Origin of the sequence: Pseudomonas sp. R5(2019) (assembly GCF_009905435.1) — a bacterium.
Classification (GTDB): domain Bacteria; phylum Pseudomonadota; class Gammaproteobacteria; order Pseudomonadales; family Pseudomonadaceae; genus Aquipseudomonas.
In genome coordinates this window covers 37,721-61,289 of sequence record NZ_JAAAMT010000001.1, presented here as the reverse complement: position 1 = coordinate 61,289, position 23,569 = coordinate 37,721, and the positions used below count along the sequence as shown (strand labels likewise).

General features: G+C 62.2%; 21 protein-coding genes and 1 pseudogene. 11 read left to right on the top strand and 11 right to left on the bottom strand.

All coding sequences use genetic code 11. From position 1 onward, the window contains the following. Window positions 1-66: 66 nt before the first annotated feature. From GUY40_RS00290 to GUY40_RS28625, 3 genes and pseudogenes are all read right to left on the bottom strand, one after another. Window positions 67-327, bottom strand: a complete 261-nt coding sequence (locus GUY40_RS00290; protein WP_166566939.1) for a bacteriocin immunity protein — start codon at window positions 325-327, stop codon at window positions 67-69. Beyond that, window positions 324-632, bottom strand: coding sequence for a hypothetical protein (locus tag GUY40_RS28630; RefSeq protein ID WP_371924669.1), 309 nt, complete (start codon window positions 630-632; stop codon window positions 324-326). The genes GUY40_RS00290 and GUY40_RS28630 overlap by 4 nt, the downstream gene beginning before the upstream one ends. Window positions 633-763: 131 nt before the next feature. Further along, window positions 764-2,443: pseudogene (locus GUY40_RS28625) on the bottom strand (S-type pyocin domain-containing protein); the annotation flags it as partial. A gap of 1,203 nt (window positions 2,444-3,646) precedes the next feature. Between GUY40_RS28625 and GUY40_RS00280 the strand changes: the two are divergent. Continuing rightward, window positions 3,647-3,877: a hypothetical protein gene (locus GUY40_RS00280; RefSeq protein ID WP_256675613.1), complete on the top strand. Its 231-nt coding sequence runs from the start codon at window positions 3,647-3,649 to the stop codon at window positions 3,875-3,877. Window positions 3,878-4,058: 181 nt separating this feature from the next. Then, a complete protein-coding gene (locus GUY40_RS00275; protein WP_166566937.1) occupies window positions 4,059-5,105 on the top strand; it encodes a class I SAM-dependent methyltransferase in 1,047 nt (348 codons plus the stop codon). 2 nt (window positions 5,106-5,107) lie between these two features. Here GUY40_RS00275 and GUY40_RS00270 read toward each other — a convergent pair whose 3' ends face one another. Together GUY40_RS00270 and GUY40_RS00265 are read right to left on the bottom strand one after the other, a co-directional pair. Beyond that, window positions 5,108-5,647, bottom strand: coding sequence for a DUF4174 domain-containing protein (locus GUY40_RS00270; RefSeq protein WP_166566936.1), 540 nt, complete (start codon window positions 5,645-5,647; stop codon window positions 5,108-5,110). A gap of 116 nt (window positions 5,648-5,763) precedes the next feature. Further along, the gene (locus GUY40_RS00265) at window positions 5,764-7,209 is read right to left on the bottom strand and encodes a SulP family inorganic anion transporter (protein WP_166566935.1); all 1,446 of its coding nucleotides are present in this window, start codon (window positions 7,207-7,209) and stop codon (window positions 5,764-5,766) included. A 173-nt stretch (window positions 7,210-7,382) separates the two neighbouring features. Here GUY40_RS00265 and GUY40_RS00260 point away from each other — a divergent pair, with 173 nt between their 5' ends. Beyond that, a complete protein-coding gene (locus tag GUY40_RS00260; RefSeq protein ID WP_166566934.1) occupies window positions 7,383-7,832 on the top strand; it encodes an antitoxin Xre/MbcA/ParS toxin-binding domain-containing protein in 450 nt (149 codons plus the stop codon). Beyond that, window positions 7,829-8,278 carry an RES family NAD+ phosphorylase gene (locus GUY40_RS00255; protein ID WP_166566933.1) on the top strand — a complete coding sequence of 150 codons (450 nt, stop codon included), beginning with the start codon at window positions 7,829-7,831 and terminating at the stop codon, window positions 8,276-8,278. The genes GUY40_RS00260 and GUY40_RS00255 overlap by 4 nt, the downstream gene beginning before the upstream one ends. A gap of 4 nt (window positions 8,279-8,282) precedes the next feature. On the opposite strand, the gene GUY40_RS00250 is transcribed toward GUY40_RS00255, so the two are convergent. Further along, window positions 8,283-9,035, bottom strand: coding sequence for an anti-sigma factor (locus GUY40_RS00250; RefSeq protein WP_166566932.1), 753 nt, complete (start codon window positions 9,033-9,035; stop codon window positions 8,283-8,285). Further along, window positions 9,032-9,541 carry a sigma-70 family RNA polymerase sigma factor gene (locus GUY40_RS00245; RefSeq protein ID WP_166566931.1) on the bottom strand — a complete coding sequence of 170 codons (510 nt, stop codon included), beginning with the start codon at window positions 9,539-9,541 and terminating at the stop codon, window positions 9,032-9,034. Before GUY40_RS00245 ends, GUY40_RS00250 begins: the two co-directional genes overlap by 4 nt. Before the next feature lie 131 nt (window positions 9,542-9,672). Between GUY40_RS00245 and GUY40_RS00240 the strand changes: the two genes are divergently transcribed. Both GUY40_RS00240 and GUY40_RS00235 read left to right on the top strand, forming a co-directional pair. Then, window positions 9,673-10,719, top strand: a complete 1,047-nt coding sequence (locus GUY40_RS00240; RefSeq protein ID WP_166566930.1) for a catalase family peroxidase — start codon at window positions 9,673-9,675, stop codon at window positions 10,717-10,719. After that, entirely contained in the window at window positions 10,716-11,243 is a 528-nt protein-coding gene (locus tag GUY40_RS00235; RefSeq protein ID WP_166566929.1) for a cytochrome b, read from the top strand. The genes GUY40_RS00240 and GUY40_RS00235 overlap by 4 nt, the downstream gene beginning before the upstream one ends. A gap of 57 nt (window positions 11,244-11,300) precedes the next feature. On the opposite strand, the gene ahpF is transcribed toward GUY40_RS00235, so the two are convergent. Together ahpF and ahpC are read right to left on the bottom strand one after the other, a co-directional pair. Further along, a complete protein-coding gene (gene ahpF / locus GUY40_RS00230) occupies window positions 11,301-12,863 on the bottom strand; it encodes an alkyl hydroperoxide reductase subunit F (RefSeq protein ID WP_166566928.1) in 1,563 nt (520 codons plus the stop codon). Window positions 12,864-12,981: 118 nt separating this feature from the next. Next, window positions 12,982-13,545 (bottom strand): alkyl hydroperoxide reductase subunit C, encoded by a 564-nt coding sequence (gene ahpC, locus GUY40_RS00225; protein ID WP_166566927.1) that lies wholly within the window; start codon window positions 13,543-13,545, stop codon window positions 12,982-12,984. Window positions 13,546-13,781: 236 nt separating this feature from the next. Between ahpC and GUY40_RS00220 the strand changes: the two genes are divergently transcribed. From GUY40_RS00220 to GUY40_RS00205, 4 genes are all read left to right on the top strand, one after another. Continuing rightward, entirely contained in the window at window positions 13,782-15,719 is a 1,938-nt protein-coding gene (locus GUY40_RS00220) for a DNA topoisomerase III (RefSeq protein ID WP_166566926.1), read from the top strand. 392 nt (window positions 15,720-16,111) lie between these two features. Next, entirely contained in the window at window positions 16,112-17,425 is a 1,314-nt protein-coding gene (locus tag GUY40_RS00215; RefSeq protein WP_166566925.1) for a C4-dicarboxylate transporter DctA, read from the top strand. Between the two features lie 57 nt (window positions 17,426-17,482). Then, window positions 17,483-18,178, top strand: coding sequence for a FadR/GntR family transcriptional regulator (locus tag GUY40_RS00210; RefSeq protein ID WP_166566924.1), 696 nt, complete (start codon window positions 17,483-17,485; stop codon window positions 18,176-18,178). Window positions 18,179-18,207: 29 nt separating this feature from the next. Continuing rightward, window positions 18,208-18,909 carry a GntR family transcriptional regulator gene (locus tag GUY40_RS00205; RefSeq protein WP_166566923.1) on the top strand — a complete coding sequence of 234 codons (702 nt, stop codon included), beginning with the start codon at window positions 18,208-18,210 and terminating at the stop codon, window positions 18,907-18,909. A gap of 101 nt (window positions 18,910-19,010) precedes the next feature. Here the strand turns inward: GUY40_RS00205 and GUY40_RS00200 are convergent, their stop codons facing one another. Together GUY40_RS00200 and GUY40_RS00195 are read right to left on the bottom strand one after the other, a co-directional pair. Continuing rightward, entirely contained in the window at window positions 19,011-20,291 is a 1,281-nt protein-coding gene (locus tag GUY40_RS00200) for a Zn-dependent hydrolase (RefSeq protein WP_166566922.1), read from the bottom strand. Between the two features lie 48 nt (window positions 20,292-20,339). Continuing rightward, window positions 20,340-21,830, bottom strand: a complete 1,491-nt coding sequence (locus tag GUY40_RS00195; protein WP_166566921.1) for an NCS1 family nucleobase:cation symporter-1 — start codon at window positions 21,828-21,830, stop codon at window positions 20,340-20,342. 286 nt (window positions 21,831-22,116) lie between these two features. Here GUY40_RS00195 and hydA point away from each other — a divergent pair, with 286 nt between their 5' ends. Further along, the gene (gene hydA / locus GUY40_RS00190) at window positions 22,117-23,562 is read left to right on the top strand and encodes a dihydropyrimidinase (RefSeq protein ID WP_166566920.1); all 1,446 of its coding nucleotides are present in this window, start codon (window positions 22,117-22,119) and stop codon (window positions 23,560-23,562) included. Window positions 23,563-23,569 lie beyond the last annotated feature (7 nt).

Here is a 23,569-nt window from a genome sequence, read left to right as displayed (position 1 = left end):
GAGAACAGGTGAACTGCAAGCCGGTTGGCGAATCCATCGCCAACCGGCTGCTGTCAGGTGTCAGTCTTATACGGGTTTGAAGCCTGGTTTACCGTTCGCGGCTCGCCAGGTTTTGATGGTGTTGATGACACCTTTTGGGGAATCTTCAGCATCGGGTTCCGGGTAACAAATAATTCCATACTTGCGTGGATGCTCCGTCAGACGATCAATTTCATCGATAAGGTCGCTCAACTCTTCGTCAGAATCCAACCTGTCGTAAAACACAATGCTCACCAATTCTTCAAACTCAGCTTCTGTATATTCTTCAAGTGTGCTTCTTAGCTTCATGATTTCTCTCCAGATTTGGCCGAATGCAATTCAATATGTTTCACAGGCGTTAACACCCGCAGATTATCGACGTCATAGACCGCTCCTCCATTACTGATCGGCAGTACATGATGAATTTCAAACACCTTCCTTTTTCCTGAATGATCTCCGGGCAGCACATAGGGAGCTTTCCCCCTGAGAACCCGCTCCAAATTGTTCCGACTAAATTGAGCTGACAACTCCGGGTTGGCGCCCACTGCTTGCCAAAATGCCGATCTGAACGAATCAAAATCCCTGAACTCCCGCCCACGCAACGCATCCGCCACCTGCACTGGAATCGGTGCCCCCGGCCCCGCACCGCCGCGCCCAGCCAAAGTCCCTCTACCGCCTGCCCCAAGCCAGTCACCACACCCGGCTCATACCTGGGCCCCTCCCGGTTCTTGAACACAACGTAGAGCGGTGCAAGCCCGGACTCTTTCGGAAACCAGTAAATGTAATCGTCGATGTCGCCTTCGGCAGCCGGGTAGGTCTCAACCTCCGGTGCGATCGGTCCGGCAGTGCTGCCGGTGTAAGCCACTATCAACGACGGCGCAGCGGGCAGATGGGTCGATCCGATCAATTCGGCACCCGGTGCCCGAAACGGCGTGGTGGTCAGCGTTCTGGTTGGCAGGCCGTCGGTCTGCCCGCTGTAACTGTTGCTGGCGACATCGAATTGAAGAGGCTTGACCCGCACGCCTGCGCCCAGTTCAAGGCTCTGAGTGCTGACAGCGAACACGGCCACCTCGGCGCCTTCGCTCAGCACACCGATGCGGTAGGGAAGATCGAACGTCGAAGGCGGCACGGCCGTCAGGTCGATATGAGGCGCAAGTACTGGCAAGGCGACCGCAAAGGCGAACTCGGCGTCTGCTGGCGAAGGGAACGTCAGGCTGGCAAACACCTCACCGGTGTTGGCAGTGGCCTCTGTAGCAAGGTCGCTAATGGCCAGGCCAAGTGCGCTTTGGAGGGTATTCCCGTAGTCCTGGATGACGCCGGACGGGCTGGTAAAAAACGTTGCTGACTCGGCGAACCGGGGCGGCAAATAGTAGGTGTTCGCCGCACGCTGGGCTTCTCGGCGGCGCGCCTCTTGGGCTTCTCGCTCTAGCTGGTCTTGACGACGCTGTTGTTCAAGGACTCTTTGTTGCTCAAGCGCTGCTGTGAGCGCTTGCGATGCCGCACTGCTGGCTTCGGACCAAGGCAGAGCCGGACGTGTCACCAGCGGCCTGCCGTCGCTGACCTGTGGTCCGGTGATCCGCATATGGTCGAGGTTGTAGTCTGCCCCGGCAGGCATTCCGGTCTGCGTGTAAGTCAGCTCAAACGTCTGCTGGCCAGCCTGCCACTGCACGCGCGGAGCGTATGGTGCGAAGCCTTGCTGCATGCGCCGGATATTCAATGTCTCGAAGGGCCCCAGCAGCGCGGGCTCTCTGGCCAGCTGTTGCCACACCGTCGACCTGAGGGCTTCAACGGAGTCGAAGCTGCGCCAGCGCAGCTGATCAGCCATCGGTGACGCGATGGCCGCACTGCCGTGCGCGGTCAGCTGGCGCTGAAGCGTGGTGTCCAGCGATTGCCCCAGGCCGCTGACCACGCCGGGGCCGGCTTCGTTGCTCTTGAAACCGATGTAGAGCGGCTCAAGGCCAGCGCTCGGTGGAAAAACCACGATGCAGTCGCTGCATTGGGTGTCGGCACCTGTTGGAATTGCCTCTACCAGGGTGCCCGTGGACGTGCTCGCCAGGCCGGAGGTTACGCCAGGCTCGAGGGGTGAAACCGAAGCGGGACCAAACTCAAGAGTGGTCGGCGGCATGCCACTGCCTTGAACCACATAGACATCGCGCAACGGGTCATGCACAGCGGCGTTGACCGGTACGTCCGAAGGCACTGCAAGCCCATCGGTCTTGACCAGATGGACCTTGGTCGCATCGTTGGCCGTCTCGGTCTTGATACGGTAAGGCAGCTCAACCGTGGTGCCCCCTTCGGCCGCCTTTCTCAGCTCGCTTGATGAGATCGGTGCAAGCACATCCAGTGGGGTGACCAATGCCTGAAACCGTCCCCCGCTCAGCTCGGCGGATAACTCACCGTCAGCCAGCGGCGGGGAATACAGCATCAAGGTGACAAACGATCCGACTGACTGCCCGACGGGTATCGCCGCCACCCTGGCAAGCTCCGCAACCGCCTGGCGCAGCGTTGCCTCCAGCGCTCGCACGCCAGCCTCTATGCCCAAGGCAGAAGCTCCGGCCAACAACACTGGCCTTGCAGCGGCAACGGCGATCGGAACGCTGGCCGTATGAGCCGTCATTACCTGACGCTGGTGACGGGCCTCCTCACTTGAGTGCAGCCGCTTGATATCCGCTTGCCGTAGCGTTTCGGCTTCAGCGAACGCCCTTCCGCGCTCGGCCATGCGCTGCCAATCTGCTTGCTTGTGCGCCTGTCTGGCCGCCAGTGCATCGGAGCGAGCAATCAGCGACTGCAACGCCTCATTGAGCTGCTGCGCCGCCTGACTCGCGACATAGGCGTCATGCCAACGTTGAAAGGCGTCGACCCCGGCAGCGGACAACGCGTTGTAGGCTGCCAGGTATTGCTCGGTGGACTTGCCCTGCGGATCGCCTGGGTAAAAGGAATGGGCTGTGGGGAGGACCGCTTGCAGTGCTTGTTGCTTCTGCGCGATCAGTTGGTCGACAACATTCTTTTCCCGAAGGATCGAATAGACGCCGGGCACATCGCTGAGTACATGCTCCGGAGGACGCAGAGCATCCAGTTCTGCCTGCAATCGATTCGCGCTGTCGGCAAGATCGGCGGCGTGACGTTGATCCAACCGTTGCCGAGCTGCCTCGAACGATTGAATTCGCGCCCTGATGATCTGCTGTTGCGCCGCAATGGCCTGTTGCTGACGTGCCTGTTCGCGAGCACGCAGTCGCCTCATCCGGCGCTTGCGGCTTGAGCGCCCGGGGCGGGTGAACGCATTTCCAAAAAAGCCGCCGCTGCCCGAGCTTGAGCTGCTTCCATGCACAATGTTTACGTATCCTTCGCTCATACAGTTCTCCTTGACTGAATGAGCGAGGGTGCAGCGGCCGCGGTTGCTACACGCGGTAGTTATTACTGGCCTGGCCAACTGCGCAGCATGTATTGAGCCACCCAGAGACATCGCTGCAGCGCATCAATCTATGTGCTGTTCGCTGGCGATGGCATTCGCACGCCCGACCTGACAGCCCGCGCGCCGAAACGCGGGATCTACAGGTATACTGCCGCGCCTCAGGGCACCCAATCGCGTGTGCCCAGGCCTATACCTTGCCCTCTTCGGAGCTTTTCCATGTCTGTCGTTCCCCCACTGTCTGTCGAGCCGACGCCTGTAGATACCCGCGTCAACGACCAGGACAGCAAACCGGCCATTCCCGCGTTCAGCTTCCCGTTCAAGCCAGCCGCCTTTGCCGCTGCCAAAAAGCAGGATCAGGCGCGCTACCCGGGTGCTGGCAAATCCAACCACGACAAGACCCCAGGCCGCGCGCCGAACGGTACCCGTCGTTCGATGGGCAAACGCTGAACCGGTTTTTTGCGGGCTACACTTAAAGGCCTGACCCAACGGGACCACCCCTCCCGTTCGAGCCCTGCTCGATGTGTGTGACATCGACGCCTCCTCCCCTGCTGTTCTATGCCGAGCGGGCGCCCAAACCCTGGCCGACCACCGCCACCTTCGCGGGGGTCTTCTTGCGGGAGGAACGACAATGGACGAGGCCAAACTCAACGACTTCATGGGCAAGCTGGTCAGCGACATGGGCGCCGCGGCGATGCTTGCCAACATCATTGTTGGCGAAGAACTGGGTCTGTACCGGGCCATGGCCGACAGCCAGCCGGTCAGTCCCGAAGCGCTCGCAGGCAAAACCGGCTGCAACGCCCGGCTGCTCCGGGAATGGCTCAGTGCCCATGCGGCGTCAGGCTACATGGAACACCAAGATGGCCAATTTCGCTTGCCGGAAGAACAGGCCCTGGCGCTGGCTATCGAGGATTCGCCGGTGTACGTGGCCGGTGGCGCGGTGGTGGTGGCGTCGCTGTTCCATGATAAAGACAAGCTGGTCGCCGCCATGCGTGGCAATGGCGCACTGGCCTGGGGCGATCATCATCCGTGCATGTTCAGTGGCACCGAGCGGTTTTTCAGGCCTGGTTACCGCGCTCATCTGGTCGCCGAATGGTTGCCGGCCCTGGAGGGCGTGGTGCCCAAGCTCACGGCCGGCGCCAAGGTGGCGGACGTCGGCTGCGGGCATGGCGCTTCGACGGTGATCATGGCGCAGGCCTTTCCCGACTCGCGCTTCGAGGGCTTTGACTGCCACGCCCCCTCCATCGACACTGCCACCCAGCGGGCGCAGGAGGCGGGGGTGGACGAGCGTGCTCACTTCGCTCAGTTCACGGCCAAGGACTACCCGGGCCGGGATTACGATCTGATCTGCTATTTCGACTGCCTGCACGATATGGGCGACCCGGTGGGCGCCGCCCGGCATGCGCTGCAGGCGCTCAAGCCAGACGGTAGTGTGCTGCTGGTAGAGCCGTTCGCCAACGACACGCTGGATCAGAACATGACGCCCGTTGGGCGCTTGTTCTATGCCGCTTCAACCTTTATCTGCACCCCCAATTCGCTGTCGCAGGAAGTGGGGTTGGGCCTGGGCGCCCAGGCCGGTGAAGGGCGTTTGCGTGAAGTCTTCAAGCAGGCCGGGTTCAGCCGGTTCCGTCGGGCGACTGAAACGCCGTTCAACCTGATTCTGGAAGCGCGGCCCTGACGTCAGTCTTCCAGCGGTTTAGGCGGGGGCAGCGGTTTGGCCGGCTTGGCGGGTTTGCCCGGCTTTTCGGCCGCTGCTGCCTCGGGTTCCGCCGGGGCCGCAGCCGTGGCTTCCTTCTCGGTCATGGGCATCGCATCGATGGTGGTGAAGATTTTCTTGATGTCGGCGCTGCCGATCTCTTCCAGTTTTTTCTCGCCGTCCTTGCCGACCAGAATGACCTTGGTGCCGGTGCTGGCACCCAGCTTGAGCTCTCGAATCAACGCCATGGTGGTTTGCGGGTCAAGGTGCTTGCCGTCGCGCTGGCCGATCATGTTCACCACGGTAAACAGCACCATCTTGCGCTCGTTGAAACCCTTGCGATTCTCAGGCTCCTCCAGGGACTTTTTCAGCTGGACCAGCGTAGGGTCGACGGAACTGGGCGCGATCACGATCAAAGGTCGGGTCCTGCCGCGCTCCTGAGCCAGGGGGGAGTCACTGTCGGCGGCCAGCACGGGGCTTGCGATCGCCAAGAGCGTGAAGAAGGTCAGGGACCGGCTGAACATGCGCACCTCCTTTTCATTTCCGATTCAACAATGATTGCGCATCGTGGGAAAAGGTCCAGGCCAGAGCGGGTGAAATTATGACATTTGATTAAACCACCGAGTGATCGAGGGTCCCTTCAGCTGTACTGCACCCCCGCCCGCTTGAGCAGCTGTTTGCAACGCTCGGACAAATGCACCACGCGCAGGTGCTTGCCGGCATTGTCATAACGCTCGCGCAAGGTTTTCAAAGCGACAATCGCCGAGTAATCGACGAAGCTCAGATGCCGGCAATCGAGCGTCACCTGCGCCGGGTCGTTGGCGGGGTCGAACTGGTCCAGAAAGGGCGTGGTCGAGGCGAAGAACAGCGTGCCATGCGGCAGGTACAGCTTGCTGCCATCCGCTTCAAGGTGGCTGTCGGCATACAGCTCGCGAGCTTGTTGCCAGGCGAAGTTGATGGCCGCAATCAGAATGCCGAACAGCACGGCGGTGGCCAGGTCCGTCAGCACGGTCACTAGGGTCACGGCGATGATTGCCAGTACATCGCTCAACGGCACTTTGTGCAGCACTCGCAGCGAGGCCCAGGCGAAGGTTTGCTGGGCCACCACAAACATCACGCCCACCAGCGCGGCCAGCGGAATACGCTCGATCAGCGGCGACAGGAAGAGCACGAACATCAGGATCATGACACCTGCGACGACGCCGGACAAACGCCCGCGCCCCCCGGAGCTCAAGTTGATCGCGGTCTGCCCGATCATGGCGCAGCCGCCCATGCCGCCGCACAGACCGGACGCCAGGTTAGCCACGCCCAGTGCCACGCATTCACGGTCCGGGTAACCACGACTTTCGGTGATTTCGTCGGTCAGGTTCAGCGTCAGCAGGGTTTCCAGCAAACCTACCAGCGCCATCAACAGCGCATACGGCGCAATGATGCGCAGGGTTTCCAGGCTCCAGGGCACGCCGGGCAGCGTCAGGCCCGGAAGCCCACCGGCGATATGCGCCATATCACCCAACGTGCGCGTCGGCAGGTCGAGCAGGTAGACCATCAGGCCCACACCCAGAATCGCCACCAACGCCGGCGGAACGGCGCGAGTCAGGCGCGGCAACCCATAGACAATCGCCATGGTCAGCGCGACCAGCCCCAACATCAGGTACAGCGGCGTGCCACTGAGCCACGCCGCCCCCACCTTGAAATGCTCCAGTTGCGCCAGCGCAATGACAATCGCCAGCCCGTTGACGAAGCCGAGCATTACCGAATACGGCACCATTCGCACCAGCTTGCCCAGGCGCAGCAGGCCGAACAGCACCATGATCAACCCGCCCAGCAACACGGTCGCGAGCAGGTATTGCACGCCGTGCTGCACCACCAGCGCCACGATCACCACGGCCATCGACCCTGCCGCACCGGAAATCATCCCCGGGCGACCGCCGAACAACGCAGTCAGGGTGCAAATGATAAAGGCTCCATAGAGGCCCATCAGTGGGTTGAGGTGGGCAACGAGGGCGAAGGCAATGCATTCGGGAACCAAAGCAAAAGAGGTCGTCAGTCCTGCCAGGACGTCGGCACGTATACGGGTGGATTTCATGGAGTACCTGAAAAGCGCAGCGGGGGGTGTTTCGCAGATAGCGGAATAAGCGCGGAATGTTACAACACATCAGGCTGAAGGGCTTAACGCACCCACAGTCGCCGCTCTGGGCTTTCAATAAAGCGGCATATGCCCGATACTACTCGGCAAATGCCGCGTCAGGAGCGCCAGCGATGTTTGCCGAAATCATGCGAGAACCTGCCTACGGCGCCTACCGGGCTCGCCTGGAGTCGCTGTTACAGATTCCGGCTAACGCCACCGAACTTGAGATCCACGAAATGATTCAGTCGGGCTTCGCCGCCGCACGACTGATGCAGCTCTGCGACCAGGGCGATGTCACGCCGCTGGAGCGCGATCAGATCATTCCACTCAAGACCCTGAAAACCCGTATTGCCAAAGACCAGCGACTGACGGTGGATGAAAGTGACCGGTTGTTCCGCGCCGCTCATATCACGGCGATGGCCGATGTGCTGTTCGGCAACGATGAAAAGGCCAAGCGTTGGCTGTCCAAGCCCAAGGACCGGTTCTCGGGCAGAAGCCCCATGGCCATGCTGTCGACTATTCAAGGCACCCGTCAGGTCGAGGAAATGTTGATTCAACTGGCAGAAGGATTTGCCTTTTGATTTTTTGGAGAATAAGCGCATTTACCGATTTGACCGGCCGAGGTGGTTTTCTGGCCGGTGGCCGTTGGCACACAGCCGGTCGGCCGGCGGTCTATCTGGCCGGTACACCCGCCGGGGCGATGCTGGAAATACTCGTTCACCTGGAGGTGGATCAGGAAGACTTTCCCGAAACACTGCAACTGCTAAGGGTTGAAGTCCCCGACGAGGTCAGTATTGCCCCTGCTCCCTCCCTCGGAACAGGTTGGCAATCCGACACTCGCTACACCAAGGATGTGGGCGATAGTTTTCTCAAGGCAGGCACAGCCCTGCTACTTCCGATTCCCAGCGCAATCATGCCGCACAGCCAAAACTACCTGTTCAACCCGATGCACATGGAATCGGTCAAAGCCGTGCTCAGCGCCGAGACGTTCACGCTGGATCGACGCCTGCGCAACCACCGATCCTGAATGCCTACAAAGCAATACCCAGCGCCGTGCGCAGCTGAGCCGCACGACGGTCCGACACGTCGCTGACCAGTGCGTAATTGTAGGCACCCTGGGACCAGTAACGTGCCTGCAACTGGCCATCGACCCGTTCACCACTGGGCATGCGCGCATAGCGCTCACCGGGTGAGCGTAGAAACAGACTGATGCGCTCGCCCTTGGCATCCTCAAACAGCAGCAGCGCCGCAGGGCCTTGTTCGTTGCTGAGCAAGCGCGCGCCCACCGGGGTGAAGCCGTACGCCGACAGGTCGGGGAGTTGGCCGGCATGGCGGAAATGTTTACCGAGCCAGGCCTGCAACTGCGCCGGTTGCTCTACCGAAAGGTCCAGGCTGGAGGCATGAGCGAACAACCGATGGGCTTGCACGGCATCGGCCATCGGCGGGTTGCTGGCCCTCAGGATGGACTCGCGGGCCTGCCAGCCGCCCAGCCCGCCGATACCCAAGGCCACCAGCAGCATCGCGGCGCTGGCCCAGCGCCGTTGCCGACGCTGACGCAGCTCGCGGCGCACCACACGCGGGTCGAGTCGTGGATTGAGCGGCTGTTCGGCAAGGCCCGCCAGGGCGGTACGCAGTCGCCTGGCATCGGCCCGCCAGCCTTCGATCCGCGCGGCTTGCGCGGGATTGGCCGCCAGGTAAAGCTCGACCTCGCGACGGCGCTCGGGGTCGAGGAGCTCATCGACATAGGCATGCAATTCATCTTCAGACGGGATCAACCGACTCATTTCAACCTCCTCAATGCCGCAGGCGCTGCGCTGCCCTCGGCCAGTTCACGCAGTGCTGCACGCGCTCGCGACAAGCGCGACATCACCGTACCCATCGGCACATCCAGGGCCAGGGCGGCGTCCTTATAGCTCAGGCCCTCGACACTGACCAACAGCAGTAACGCCCGTTGCTCGGCGGACAGCCGGGCGAACGCCGCCAGACCCGACTCGGCCAGCACGATATCTTCGGTATTGCTGCCCAGCGGCTCATCGTGCCTGAACCAGGACAACCAGCGGGCATGCCGACGCTCCCGACGTTTACCGTCGAGGAACAGTCGGTAGAGGATCGAAAACAACCAGGCGCGCAGGCTGTCGTCGCTTTGCTGCTGGGCGCGGCGGCTCAGGGCGCGCTCCACGGTGGCCTGGACCAGGTCGTCGGCGCTGCTGGCCTCGCGGGTCAGCCACAAGGCAAAGCGGCGCAGGCGCTGGAGCATGTCGCGCAATTGGTCGTCGTTCAGGTCATTCATCGTTGGGGTCGGGGCCTGCAGGCGGTCAGTGTACGAGGCAGACGCTCAAGGCCGAAGTTTATTCCACAGCCTTGGAATAAAGTCTGCCGCCGAGCGTCGTACCGGCTCATTCACTGATCGGATCGCCGTCCATGAGTATTCCGTTACAAGGTCGCGCCCGCACCCTGCGCCTGGCCGCCATCGGCCTCGGCGTCGCCTCGCTGGGCGCAGGTTTCGCCTACGTCGCCGGCTGGATTGGCCCAGAGCGCCTGACGCCCCAGCGCATCATCGACACCTTCGAAGACCAGGCCGGGCACTACCCCGGCTATCGAAAGAACCACGCCAAGGGCCTGTGTGTCAGCGGCTATTTTCGGAGCAGCGGCCTGGCCGAGCCGCTGTCCAGCGCCCGGGTGTTCAGCCAGCCCAAGGTGCCGGTGATCGGCCGCTTCGCCATCGGCGGCGCCAATCCTTTCAGTGCCGACGCCAGCGTCGCCACCCGCAGCCTGGCCGTGCAGTTCAGCACCGACGACGGCCAGCGCTGGCGCAGCGGCATGAACACCCCGCCGGTGCTGGCCGTCAGCACAGTCGAGGGCTTCTACCAGCAAATGCTGGCCATGACCCCGGACCCTGCCACTGGCAAACCCGACCCGGCAAAAATGCAGGCCTTTTTTGCCCAGCACCCGGAAAGCGCAGCTTTTCGTCAATGGGCCAAGGACTATAAGCCGTCTGATAGTTTTGCCAGTTCCAGCTACCACGGCATCAACGCCTTTCGCCTGATGGATGCCGCTGGCACGGCCCATTACGTACGCTGGCAGATGGTGCCGCAAACGCCGTTCGCCGCGCTGCCGGCACAGGTCGACGACAAGGAATTTCTCCAGCACGACCTGCAACAGCGACTCTCTCAAGGCCCGCTGCACTGGAAGCTGATGCTGACCCTGGCCGAGCCCGGTGATCCGCTGGACGACCCTTCCCATTTGTGGCCAGCCGGGCGTCGCAAGGTGGACGCTGGCACGCTGGTGATCGAGCAGGTCGAGGCGCCTGAACAAGGTGTCTGCCGCGACCTGAACTTCGACCCGCTGATCCTGCCCCGTGGCATTGAACCGTCCAACGACCCGATTCTTGCCGCCCGCTCTGCCGCCTACGCCGAATCCTTCAACCGTCGCAGCCGCGAGGCGGCACACCTGGGAGCCAAGCCATGAACCAGCAGCCGTCCACCCGTTTCCACCCCTTGGCCCGCCTGCTGCATTGGCTGATGGCGGTATTGATCATGGCGATGTTGTTTGTCGGCGTGAGCATGGTTGCCGACCTGTCACCGCGCCGCACCTTGTTGATTGACCTGCACAAGGCCATTGGTCTGGCCCTGCTGGTCCTGGTGCTGGTGCGTGTGGCCACGCGGCTGGCTCTCGGCAGCCCGGCCTTGCCGGACGACATGCCCACCGCCCAGCGCTGGGCAGCCAAGGGATCGCACTGGATGCTGTACGGGTTGATGCTCGCCATGCCGCTGATAGGTTGGGGCATGCTCTCGGCAGGCGGCTACCCGATCCCGTTGCAACTGCCGGCGCTGCTGCCCCACGACCTGCGCCTGTACGCCGTATTGCGCATGTTGCATGGCGTGCTGGCCTACCTGTTGTTTGCCACCGTGCTGCTGCATGTGGCGGCTGCGCTATTTCATGGGCTGGTGCGCAGGGATGGGGTGTTGCGCAGCATGTGGCCGGGGCGCTGACCGGCCTGTGCTGATCTTTTTCCGGGAGCGACCCTGGCGCCGCTCCCACAGCACCACTCAGGCTGGCGCCGAGGTGCGGATCAGGTGGTCAAATGCCGCCAGCGACGCCTTGGCGCCCTCGCCCACCGCAATCACGATCTGCTTGTACGGCACGGTGGTCACGTCGCCCGCTGCGAAAATCCCCGGCACGTTGGTTTCACCACGGGAATCCACCACGATCTCACCGCGTGGCGACAGCTCGACAGTGCCTTTGAGCCAATCAGTGTTGGGCAACAGACCGATCTGGACAAAGATGCCTTCGAGTGCGATATCGCGCAGTTCATCGCTGTTGCGATCCTTGTAGCGCAAGCCATTGACCTTCTGGCCGTCGCCAAGCACTTCGGTGGTCAAGGCGCTGGTGATCACGGTGACATTCGGCAGGCTGTGCAGCTTGCGCTGCAATACGGCGTCGGCACGCAGCTGGCCGTCGAACTCCAGCAAGGTGACATGGGCGACGATACCCGCCAGGTCAATGGCCGCTTCGACACCGGAGTTGCCGCCACCAATCACCGCCACACGCTTGCCCTTGAACAGCGGACCATCACAGTGCGGGCAGTACGCAACACCACGATTGCGGTAGTCCTTCTCACCTGGCACGTTCATTTCGCGCCAGCGGGCACCGGTAGCGAGGATCACCGTCCTGGCCTTGAGCGATGCACCGCTGGCAAAGCGCACTTCGTGCAGGGCACCGTGGGTACCGGGGATCAGCGCCTGGGCGCGTTGCAGGTTCATGATATCGACGTCGTATTGCTTGACGTGTTCTTCCAGCGCCACGGCCAGTTTCGGCCCTTCGGTTTCCTGCACGGAGATGAAGTTTTCAATGGCCATGGTGTCCAGCACCTGGCCGCCGAACCGCTCAGCGGCAACACCGGTACGGATGCCTTTACGCGCCGCATAAATGGCCGCCGCAGAACCGGCTGGCCCACCACCGACCACCAGCACATCGAAGGCATCCTTGGCGTTGAGTTTCTCGGCCTGACGCTCGCCAGTGCTGGTGTCGATCTTCGCCAGAATCTCTTCAAGGCCCATGCGGCCCTGGCCGAAGTTTTCACCATTGAGGTAGACGCTCGGCACCGCCATGACCTGGCGGGCATCCACTTCGGCCTGGAACAATGCGCCGTCGATCGCCACATGGCGCACGTTCGGGTTAAGCACCGCCATCAGGTTCAGCGCCTGCACCACGTCCGGGCAGTTCTGGCACGAGAGCGAGAAGTAGGTTTCAAAATTGAATTCGCCTTTGAGCGAGGCGATTTGCTCCAGGGTCTCGACGCTGGCCTTGGACGGGTGACCGCCCACTTGCAGCAGTGCCAACACCAGGGAGGTAAATTCGTGGCCCATGGGGATACCGGCAAAACGCAGGCTGATATCCGCGCCGGGGCGATTGAGGGAGAACGACGGCTTGCGGGCATCGCTGCCGGTATCGCTCAGGCTGATCAGAGGTGTGAGGCTGGCGATTTCACGCAGCAGGCCCAGCAACTCGCGGGATTTCGCGCCGTCGTCAAGGGAGGCGACGATCTCGATCGGTTGCGTGACCCGTTCCAGGTACGTTTTCAACTGGGCTTTAAGATTGGCGTCCAACATACGGGCGATTTCCTTTATTCGGTGAACAAAAAACGCCCGAGCGATGGCTCGCCCGGGCGTTTTGGAGGGCGGTGATGCGAGTCAGGTGCGGATAACCGCCCAGGGCTGGGTCAAGGCCTTAGATCTTGCCGACCAGGTCCAGCGACGGCGCCAGAGTGGCTTCGCCTTCTTTCCACTTGGCTGGGCAGACTTCGCCCGGGTGAGCGGCAACGTACTGGGCCGCCTTGATTTTGCGCAGCAGCTCGGATGCATCGCGGCCAACACCGCCGTCGTTCAGCTCGACGATCTTGATCTGGCCTTCAGGGTTGATCACGAAGGTGCCACGGTCAGCGATACCGGCTTCTTCGATCAGCACGTCGAAGTTGCGCGACAGCACGTGGGTCGGATCGCCAATCAGCGGGTACTGGATCTTGCCGATGGTGTCCGAGGTGTCGTGCCAGGCTTTGTGGGTGAAGTGGGTGTCGGTCGACACACCGTAGATTTCCACGCCCAGTTTCTGGAATTCGGCGTAGTTGTCAGCCAGGTCGCCCAGCTCGGTTGGGCAAACGAAGGTGAAGTCGGCCGGGTAGAAGAATACGACCGACCATTTGCCCTTCAGGTCAGCATCAGAAACGGGAACGAACTGACCGTTGTGGTAAGCAGTAGCGTTGAACGGTTTGACTTGGCTGTTGATGATAGGCATCGGGTGACTCTCCTTCAGGGGTTGAAAAGTTGATGGGGAGAATCCTAACCATTGATCCGGGGCAACGCTCATTGGCAAAGCTGATGCCGATGATTGGTTTTGGCTATAACCAACCCCCTGTTAATAGAAGAAACCTGACTGAAAACATTTTGCTGTATGGATATACAGATAAAGCTTGCCTGTGATCTCTATTCTGCGCATTCTATGCAGCTCACCCCCGATTGAACGATGGAACCATGCGGCTGTTTCTTTGCGAAAAACCTTCCCAGGCCAAAGACATTGCCAAGGTGCTCGGCGCCCATCGGCGGGGTGAGGGTTGCTGGGTCGGCGCCAGCGTCACGGTCACCTGGTGCATCGGCCACTTGCTGGAAACTGCCCCGCCGGATGCCTATGACGCGCGCTACAAGCGCTGGGTGCTCGAAGACCTGCCCATCGTCCCGGAAAAATGGAAGATGCAGGTCAAGCCCAAAACCGCCAGCCAGTTCAAGGCCGTCAAGCGCCTGCTGGGTGAAGCCAGCGAACTGGTCATCGCCACCGACGCCGACCGCGAAGGCGAGATGATCGCTCGTGAGCTGCTCGACCATTGCCGCTATCGCGGGCCGATCCAGCGGCTCTGGCTGTCGGCACTGGACGACGCCTCGATCCGCAAGGCACTGGCCGCCCTCAAGCCTGGCGCCGACACCTTCAGCCTCTACCATTCGGCGTTGGGACGATCGCGCGCCGATTGGTTGATCGGTATGAACATGAGCCGGCTATTCACTTTGCTGGGGCGTAAATCGGGCTATCAGGGCGTGCTTCCGGTCGGCCGTGTGCAAACGCCCACCTTGCGCCTGGTCGTGGATCGCGACCGCAGCATCGCCCACTTCGTGCCGGTCCCGTACTGGGCCATCGATGTGGTGCTGCACAGCGCAGGTGCTGCCTTCAGCGCCCAGTGGCGCGCGGCTACCGATGTCTGCGACGAGCAAGGCCGCTGCCTCAATCAAGCCCTGGCCCAGCAGGCCGCCGAGGCGATGCGCGCTGCCAGCCATGCGCGTCTGGTAAAACTTCGCACCGAGCGCATCCGCGAGGCCGCCCCCCTGCCCTTCGACCTCGGCACCTTGCAGGAAGTCTGCTCGAAAAAGCTCGGGCTCGGCGCCCAGGAAACACTGGATATCGCTCAGGCGCTGTACGAAACCCACAAGGTCATCACCTACCCGCGCAGCGACTGCGGCTATCTACCGATCAGCCAGCACAGCGAGGCGCCAGCCATCCTGGCGGCACTGGGGCGCGCCGACCCAAGCCTTGCCGAACTGACCAGGCACCTCGACCCACAGCGGCGCTCGCGGGCCTGGAACGACGCCAAGGTCAGTGCCCACCACGGCATCATCCCCACCGCCGCGGCCCAGGCGCTGGACCGCTTGACCGGCAAACACCGCGCGGTCTACACCCTGATCCGCGCGCGCTACCTGGCGCAGTTTCTGCCCAACCACGAATACGACCGAACCCAGGCCGACTTCGAGTGTGCAGGTCAGGCCCTGCGTGCGGTGGGCAAGCAGATCGTCGAGCCCGGTTGGCGGCGCGCGCTACCCGAGGCCCTGACCCCGGCCAAGAGCCGCGAGGCCCCTGCGCCACAACCTCTGCCAACCCTTCGCGAAGGCCAGGACTGCGCGGTGCTCGAAGTCAATCTCAAGGACCTCTGGACACAACCGCCCAAGCCCTACACTGAAGGCGACCTGATCAAGGCGATGAAAAACGTCGCCAAACTGGTGGATGACCCGCTGCTCAAGCAAAAGCTCAAGGACACCACCGGCATTGGCACCGAGGCGACGCGGGCTGGCATCATCCAGGGCCTGCTCGACCGCGGCTATCTGATCAAACAAGGCAAGGCACTGTGCGCAACGCCGGCGGCCTTCAGCCTGATCGACGCGGTACCGCGCGCCATTGCCGACCCTGGCACCACCGCCATCTGGGAGCAGGCGCTGGACATGGTGCAGAGCGGAGAAATGAGCCTTGAGGAATTTGTCGCCAAGCAGTCTGCCTGGATGAGCAAACAGGTCGCTCGCTGCACCGGCCTGAGCATGACCATCAGCGGCCCGGCCAGCCCGGCCGGGAAAGGCGCTGCGCCGTGGAAGAAAAAGCGCAAAAGCAGCGCAACCGGCGGCAAGCGAGTGGTCAAACCGCGCAGCAAGGCCTGACCGGCTTTGGTGCTTTGCGCGATCAAAAGCACTGAAAGAGGTCTCAGATGTAGGAGCGGACCCGGCCGCGATGGGCTGCGAAGCAGACCCCGGCGATTCCGAAACTGACCGCAGACGCACCCTGCGCCGCAGATATCACTGACTTTTGGGGCCGCTGCGCGGCCCATCGCGGCCGGGTCCGCTCCTACAGACGGACCGCGGCAGCCGGGATGGCCTGGTTATTGCTTTGAGTACAACTGGTCATACCGGTAAGGTCATTTGGATAAATTCGCTTGTTTTCTCCCGCTCGGAAGACCTAGAATCGGCCAGCACTGGACATACCGGTAAGACCACAATAATTAAGTCCTCGCCATTGGCCACGCGCCAGGCAGACACCGACTGGAGATCCTCCCATGCTCAAATGGTGCTCACGCTCGATTTTCCTCCAGGTTGTACTCGGATTGATGCTTGGCATCATTTGCGGGCTCAGCTTCCCAGAGTTTTCCTCCCAACTGAAACCCCTTGGCGATGGCTTTATCAAACTGATCAAGATGCTGATCGGGCTGATCGTGTTCTGCGTGGTGGTGAGCGGTATCTCCGGCGCCGGCGACTTGAAGAAAGTCGGCCGCATCGGCCTTAAATCGGTGCTCTATTTCGAAGTCCTGACCACCATCGCCCTGGTGATCGGCCTGATCTGCGCCTATGCCACCGGCATCGGTAGCGGCGCCAACATCCATCTTGAGCAACTCAACCCTGCGGACATGGGCGACCTCGCCGAACGGACCAAACAGATCCACGGCGCCTCGACCTTTATCATGGACCTGATCCCGACCTCGGTGATCGGTGCCTTTGCCGACAACAACATTCTGCAGGTGCTGCTGTTTGCGGTGCTGTTCGGCAGTGCCTTGAACCTGGTCGGTGAAAGCGCCTCTGGCATTTCCCGGCTGATCAACGAACTGAGCCATGTGATCTTCCGCATCATGGGCATGATCGTGCGTCTGGCGCCCATCGGCGTGTTCGGCGCCATTGCCTTTACCACCAGCAAGTACGGCGTCCAGTCGCTGCAGCACCTGGGCAGTCTGGTAGGGCTGTTCTATATCACCTGCATAGCGTTCGTCGCGCTCATTCTGGGTAGCGTGATGCGCTTGTCCGGTTTGCGTCTGCTGCCGTTTTTGAAGTACCTGCGCGAAGAGTTGACCATCGTCATGGGCACCGCGTCCTCCGACGCTGTGCTGCCGCAAGTGATGCGCAAGCTTGAACATCTGGGGATTGGCAGCTCCACCGTTGGCCTGGTGATCCCGACCGGTTACTCGTTCAACCTCGATGGCTTCTCGATCTACCTGACCCTGGCCATCGTGTTCATCGCCAACGCCACCGGCACGCCACTGGCCATGACCGACCTGTTGACCATCCTGCTGGTGTCGCTGATTACCTCCAAAGGTGCCCACGGCATTCCCGGCTCGGCGCTGGTGATCCTCGCCGCTACCCTCACGGCGGTGCCGGCGATCCCGGTGGTCGGCCTGGTGCTGGTGCTGGCGGTGGACTGGTTCATGGGCATCGGCCGCGCACTGACCAACCTGATCGGCAACTGCGTCGCCACCGTGGCCATCGCCCGATGGGAAAAAGACATTGATGTGCAGCGCGCCAACAACGTGCTGGGGGGCAAGGACGGCTTCAGCTTCCAGCCTCGCAAGGGATCGGCCCAGCCACATCAACAACAATTCTGATTCCCGACTGCGGAGGGACGAACCCTCCCTGTGTCGGCCTAACACAGGAAGATCAAGGTGATTACCTCCTCGACCGTCGTCGATTCAGTCGTCGCAAAACTCCGGCAGGCCCTCGCCCAGGGCCAATGGCGCTCGGGCGACATGCTGCCCGGCCAGCGCGAACTGGCCGAGCAACTGGGCATCAGCCGGCCCAGCCTGCGCGAAGCGGTGACCGTGCTGGAAACCCAGGGGCTGGTGCGCAGCATGCCGGGCAAAGGCGTGATGGTGCTGAACGAGCCAGCTGTGGTCGCCCCACCGGCTGCGAGCGCGGTGGCCGACGCGACCCTGGCCGACGTCCTGCAACTGCGCTACACCCTGGAGCCCTTTATTGTCGGGCTGGTTGCCCAGTCGATCAGCCAGCGTGAGGTCGGTCAGCTGCGGTTGATGCTGATGGACATGCGCGAAGCACTGGAAGCTGAAGACAACCAAGCCGGTATGCAAGCGTATATCGACTTCCACGAGCAGCTGTTTGCCCTCACCTCCAACCCGATTTTCCACAGCATGGTGCAGCAAACCCGGGTGGCGTTGCAGCAGTGCACCGCCAACCTGCGTAACTCCCCGGAGCACCTGGCGGCACGCCTGGACGAAACCGAAGCGCTGGTCCGCGCCATTCGCAACAAGGACAGCGCCCAGGCCAGCGAATGCATGCGCCAGCACATCGTCCAGGAAGGTCTGCGGCTGGACGTGCAATTGACTATCCCGGACAGCGAATGAACCGATTCACACCACAGGAGCATGCCTGAATGATGGGTAGCACCGCTTCGATTTCGTCCAACGTTTTATCCTTCTCGCAGGCCCAGCGCCTGCGCGCCGCCAGCCGGCGAATGAGCGCCGACGAGGTCCATGCCGATATTCTTGAGGCCATTTTCGACCAGCGCCTGATCCCCGGCCAAGTCTTGACCGCGGTTTGGATCGGCCGGGCCTACCGGGTGAGCCGCGGCACGGTGGCCCATGTGATGGAGCGCTTGAGCCTCGCAGGCCTGATCGAAAAGCGTTCCGGCCGGGTTGCCAGATTGATCACGCTCGACGCCGCCGCGCTGGCCCAGACAGTACAGGCCCGCCGCCATGCCGAGCGCTGCATTGCTGTCGCCCTGGCCGGCAACCTTGGCAATGCGCAGATCAGCGCATTGCGCGCATTGGCACTGCGCGAGCGTCAGTATGCCGAACGGCAAGAGGTCGCGATTGCGATACGGTTGGCGAACGAGTTTCACGCCAAGCTGGCCGAGCTGACCGGCAACAAGCCGTTGATTCGTTTTTACACCCCTCTCGTCGCGCTCAATTCCCTGGCGATGGCTCATCAACCGGACAGCACCCTGGCGATGAAGATGTGGCAGACACGCCTGGCGCTGACCGAAGCGCTCGTACAGGGTGCCGCGGAAAAGGCCGAACGGTGGGTAGAGCACTTGATGCAGCAGGTGTCGACCCAGCTCAGCCAACGGAACTGACAAACCCGGCGCTGTAGGAGCAAGGCTCGCCTGCGATGGGCTGCGAAGCAGACCCTGGGGCCGCTGCGCGCCCCATCGCAGGCAAGCCTTGCTCCTACGCCCTACGCCGCCAACCGGTCCGCCACCGCCACAGAGGCGGCGAGCATCGCCCGCAACAAGACCGCACACCCTGCCGCCAGGTCCTCGGGGTCGGCGTTTTCGATTTCGTTGTGGCTGATCCCGCCTTCGCAAGGCACGAAGATCATCCCCGCTGGCCCCAACTCGGCGAGGAAGATCGCGTCATGCCCCGCCCCACTGACGATGTCCATGTGCGACAGACCCAGCCCGTGGGCGGCGCTGCGCACAGCCTCGACGCAGCCGTGCTCGAAATACAGCGGCGGGAAGTCGGCAGTCGGGACCAGGTCATAGCTCAGGCCATGTTGCTTGCAGGTGCTTTCGATCACGCCGCGCACCTGGGCGATCATCGAATCCAGGCGGGCCGGTTCCAGGTGACGGAAATCCAATGTCATGCGCACTTCACCGGGGATGACGTTACGCGAACCCGGATAGGCTTGCAGGCAACCCACGGTGCCGCAGGCGTGGGGTTGGTGTGCCAGCGCGACGCGGTTGACGGCGCCGACCACCACGCTGGCACCCACCAGGGCATCCTTGCGCAGGTGCATCGGCGTGGGGCCGGCGTGAGCTTCGACGCCGCGCAAGGTCAGGTCGAACCATTTCTGCCCCAGCGCCCCCAGCACTACGCCAATGGTCTTGTGCTGGTCTTCCAGAATCGGCCCTTGTTCGATATGCGCTTCGAAATACGCCCCTACCGCATGACCGGTCGGTGTGCGAGAGCCGGCATAACCAATGGCGTTGAGCGCATCGCCCATGGTGATCCCCTGGGCATCGACCTTGGCCAGCGTCTCTTCCAGCGTGAACTTCTGCGCAAAGACCCCCGAGCCCATCATGCACGGCGCAAAGCGCGAGCCTTCTTCGTTGGTCCAGACCACCACCTCCAGCGGCGCCTCGGTTTCCACACCCAGGTCGTTCAAGGTGCGGATCACTTCAAGCCCGGCCAGCACACCGAAGCAGCCGTCAAATTTGCCACCGGTGGGCTGGGTGTCGATATGGCTCCCCGTCATCACCGGCGGCAGCTCCGGGTTGCGCCCGGGCCTGCGGGCAAAGATATTGCCGACGGCATCAATACTGACGGTGCAACCCGCTTCCTCGCACCACTGCACGAACAGGTCGCGAGCCTGGCGATCGAGGTCGGTCAGCGCCAGACGACAGACCCCGCCCTTGACCGTGGCGCCGAGCCTGGCCAGCGCCATCAGCGAGCCCCAGAGGCGCTCGCCGTTGATGTGGCGCTGGCTGGATTGCAGAACCTGGGTGACTGATTCCATGGACATCTCCTCGGGCAAATTTCAGGGTCTTGAGCCCTTTGGGTGTATTCAAACGAAAGGCTTGACCTGACCGCTCGCGCGCGCACCACGCAGGCTGCACACGCCGAAATACAGCAGCCCGCCCAGGGCGGAACCGGTGAACCAGCCAAAGTCGTAGAACCAGCTGAATACCGGGCTGCCCAGCGACAGCAGCGTCAGCACCACCGGCACGCCGAAGGCGATAAAGCCGGCCATATTCCAGGCGGGGTATATGTCATCGCGGTACAGCCCGGCCAGGTCAAGGCGCTGTTTCTTGATCAGGAAGTAGTCCACCACCATGATCCCGGCGATCGGTCCCAGCAGGCTCGAATAGCCCAGCAGCCAGTTCGAGTAGAGGGTTTCAAGGCTGACATCGGAAACCAGCCAGCCGAGCTTTTTGAGCAGTTCATGGGCCATCAGCGCCAACCCCACCACGCCGGTCAGCAGCACCGCCTTGGTCCGGCCGATCCGCTTGGGGGCGATGTTCTGGAAGTCGTTGGTGGGCGAGACAATATTGGCGGCGGTGTTGGTGGACAGCGTGGCGATAATGATCAGCGCCATGGCCAGGGCGACCCAGACCGGGCTCTGGATATGCCCGATCAGGGTGACCGGGTCAGAGACGGTTTCGCCTACCAGCGACGCCGAGGCCGCGGTCATGATCACGCCCAGGGCGGCGAACAGAAACATGGTCAGCGGCAGGCCAATGATCTGGCCCAGAATCTGGTCTTTCTGGCTTTTGGCGTAGCGGCTGAAGTCCGGGATGTTCAGCGACAGGGTCGCCCAGAAGCCGACCATGGCGGTCAGGCCGGCAAAAAAGTAGCCGGTGACACTGGCGCCCTCGGGCCGTTTGGGCGGCTGTGCCATCAGTTCGCTGATCGAAACGTTCGGCAGTGCCCACACCAGCAGCCCGGCGCCGACCAGCACCAACAGCGGCGCCGAGAGGGTTTCCAGCCATTTGATCGACTCGGCGCCGCGCAGCACGATCCACAGGTTCAGTGCCCAGAACATCATGAAGCCAATCACCTCGCCGGTGCCGCCCAGGCTTTTCCAGTCCGCCGACAGCGAGCCCAGGAACAGGTGAATCGCTAACCCACCAAACATCGTCTGGATGCCGAACCAGCCGCAGGCCACCAGCGCCCGGATCAAACAGGGCACGTTGGAGCCAATGATGCCGAACGAGGAGCGCAGCAGTACCGGAAAGGGAATCCCGTACTTGGTGCCGGGGAAGGCATTCAAGGTGAGCGGCACTAACACCACGATATTGGCCAGCAGAATGGCCACCAACGCCTCGCCGACGCTCAGCCCGAAATAAGCGGTCAACACACCGCCCAACGTGTAGGTGGGCACGCAGATCGACATGCCGACCCACAGCGCGGTGATATGCCACTTGTTCCAGGTCCGCTCGCGAACTTTGGTGGGCGCGATGTCGTGGTTGTAGCGCGGGCTGTCGAGCACGTCGCTCCCCGTCTCCAACTCCATCAGGCCGTGTTGCTCGATAACGCGCGAATGAGTCGTTTGCATGTGGCCGCTCCAGGAGTGGTACGCAGGAATACCCATGAAGAAATCTTGACTATTTCTGCAACCTGTCAAGGCAGTCAGCCTGCCTTTGGTCACTTCCTGCGCCTGCCAAATGCCTCCAGGCCCTTGTAAACCGGGGTTTTCAAAAGGTTATAAGTTTATTCCGGACGGCCTTGCCGATTCCCCAACGGGCAACTAGATTCCAATCTTGACAGCCAAGACGGGAACCACGTCCGCTGTACGACACCAAGAGCCGGCATCAGTCGGCCCAGCCTGCGAGGAACTCGGTATGACGCTGTTGATCCGGGGGGCCACCGTGGTCACCCACGAAGAAGCTTATCGTGCGGATGTGCTGTGTGTCGGCGGCCTGATCCAGGCCATTGGCGAGCACCTGGACACCCCTTCGGGCTGCGACGTGCTCGACGGCAGCGGCCAGTACCTGATGCCCGGTGGCATCGACCCGCATACCCATATGCAACTGCCCTTCATGGGCACGGTCGCCAGTGAGGACTTCTACAGCGGTACGGCGGCAGGCCTTGCCGGTGGCACCACCTCCATCATCGATTTCGTGATTCCCAATCCGCAGCAGTCGCTGCTCGAAGCCTTTCATCAATGGCGCGGCTGGGCGGAAAAGTCCGCGTCCGACTACGGTTTTCATGTCGCCATTACCTGGTGGAGCGAACAGGTCCGCGAGGAAATGGCTGAGCTGGTTGCCCGGCATGGGGTCAACAGCTTCAAGCATTTCATGGCCTACAAGAACGCGATCATGGCCGCCGACGACACCCTGGTCGCCAGTTTCGAGCGGTGCCTGGAGCTGGGCGCGGTGCCTACTGTGCATGCGGAAAACGGCGAGCTGGTCTATCACCTGCAGCGCAAGCTGATGGCCCAGGGCATGACCGGGCCGGAAGCCCATCCGTTGTCGCGCCCCTCGCAGGTTGAAGGTGAAGCGGCCAGCCGGGCCATTCGCATTGCCGAAACCCTGGGCACGCCGCTGTACCTGGTGCACGTCTCGACCCGCGAGGCGCTGGATGAAATCCGCTACGCCCGCGCCAAGGGCCAGCCGGTCTACGGCGAAGTACTGGCCGGGCACCTGTTGCTCGATGACAGTGTGTACCGCCACCCGGATTGGCAAACCGCCGCCGGCTACGTGATGAGCCCACCCTTCCGCCCCCGTGGTCACCAGGAAGCCCTGTGGCAAGGCCTGCAATCGGGCAACCTGCACACCACCGCCACCGACCATTGCTGCTTCTGCGCCGAACAGAAAGCTGTCGGCCGCGACGACTTCAGCAAGATCCCCAACGGCACCGCCGGCATCGAGGACCGCATGGCCGTGCTCTGGGACGAAGGCGTCAACAGCGGCAAGCTGTCGATGCACGACTTCGTCGCCCTGACCTCTACCAATACGGCGAAGATTTTCAACCTGTTCCCGCGCAAAGGCGCGATTCGCGTCGGTGCCGACGCCGACCTGGTGCTCTGGGACCCGCACGGCACTCGCACCATCTCGGCCGCCACGCACCACCAGCAAGTGGACTTCAACATCTTCGAAGGCAAGACCGTGCGCGGCGTGCCCAGCTACACCATCAGCCAGGGCCGGCTGGTCTGGGCCAACGGCGACCTGCGCGCCGAGCGCGGTGCCGGGCGCTATATCGAGCGCCCCGCCTATCCGGCGGTATTCGACCTGCTGAACAAACGCGCCGAACACAACAAACCAAGCGCCGTAGAGCGTAACGACTGAAATGAGG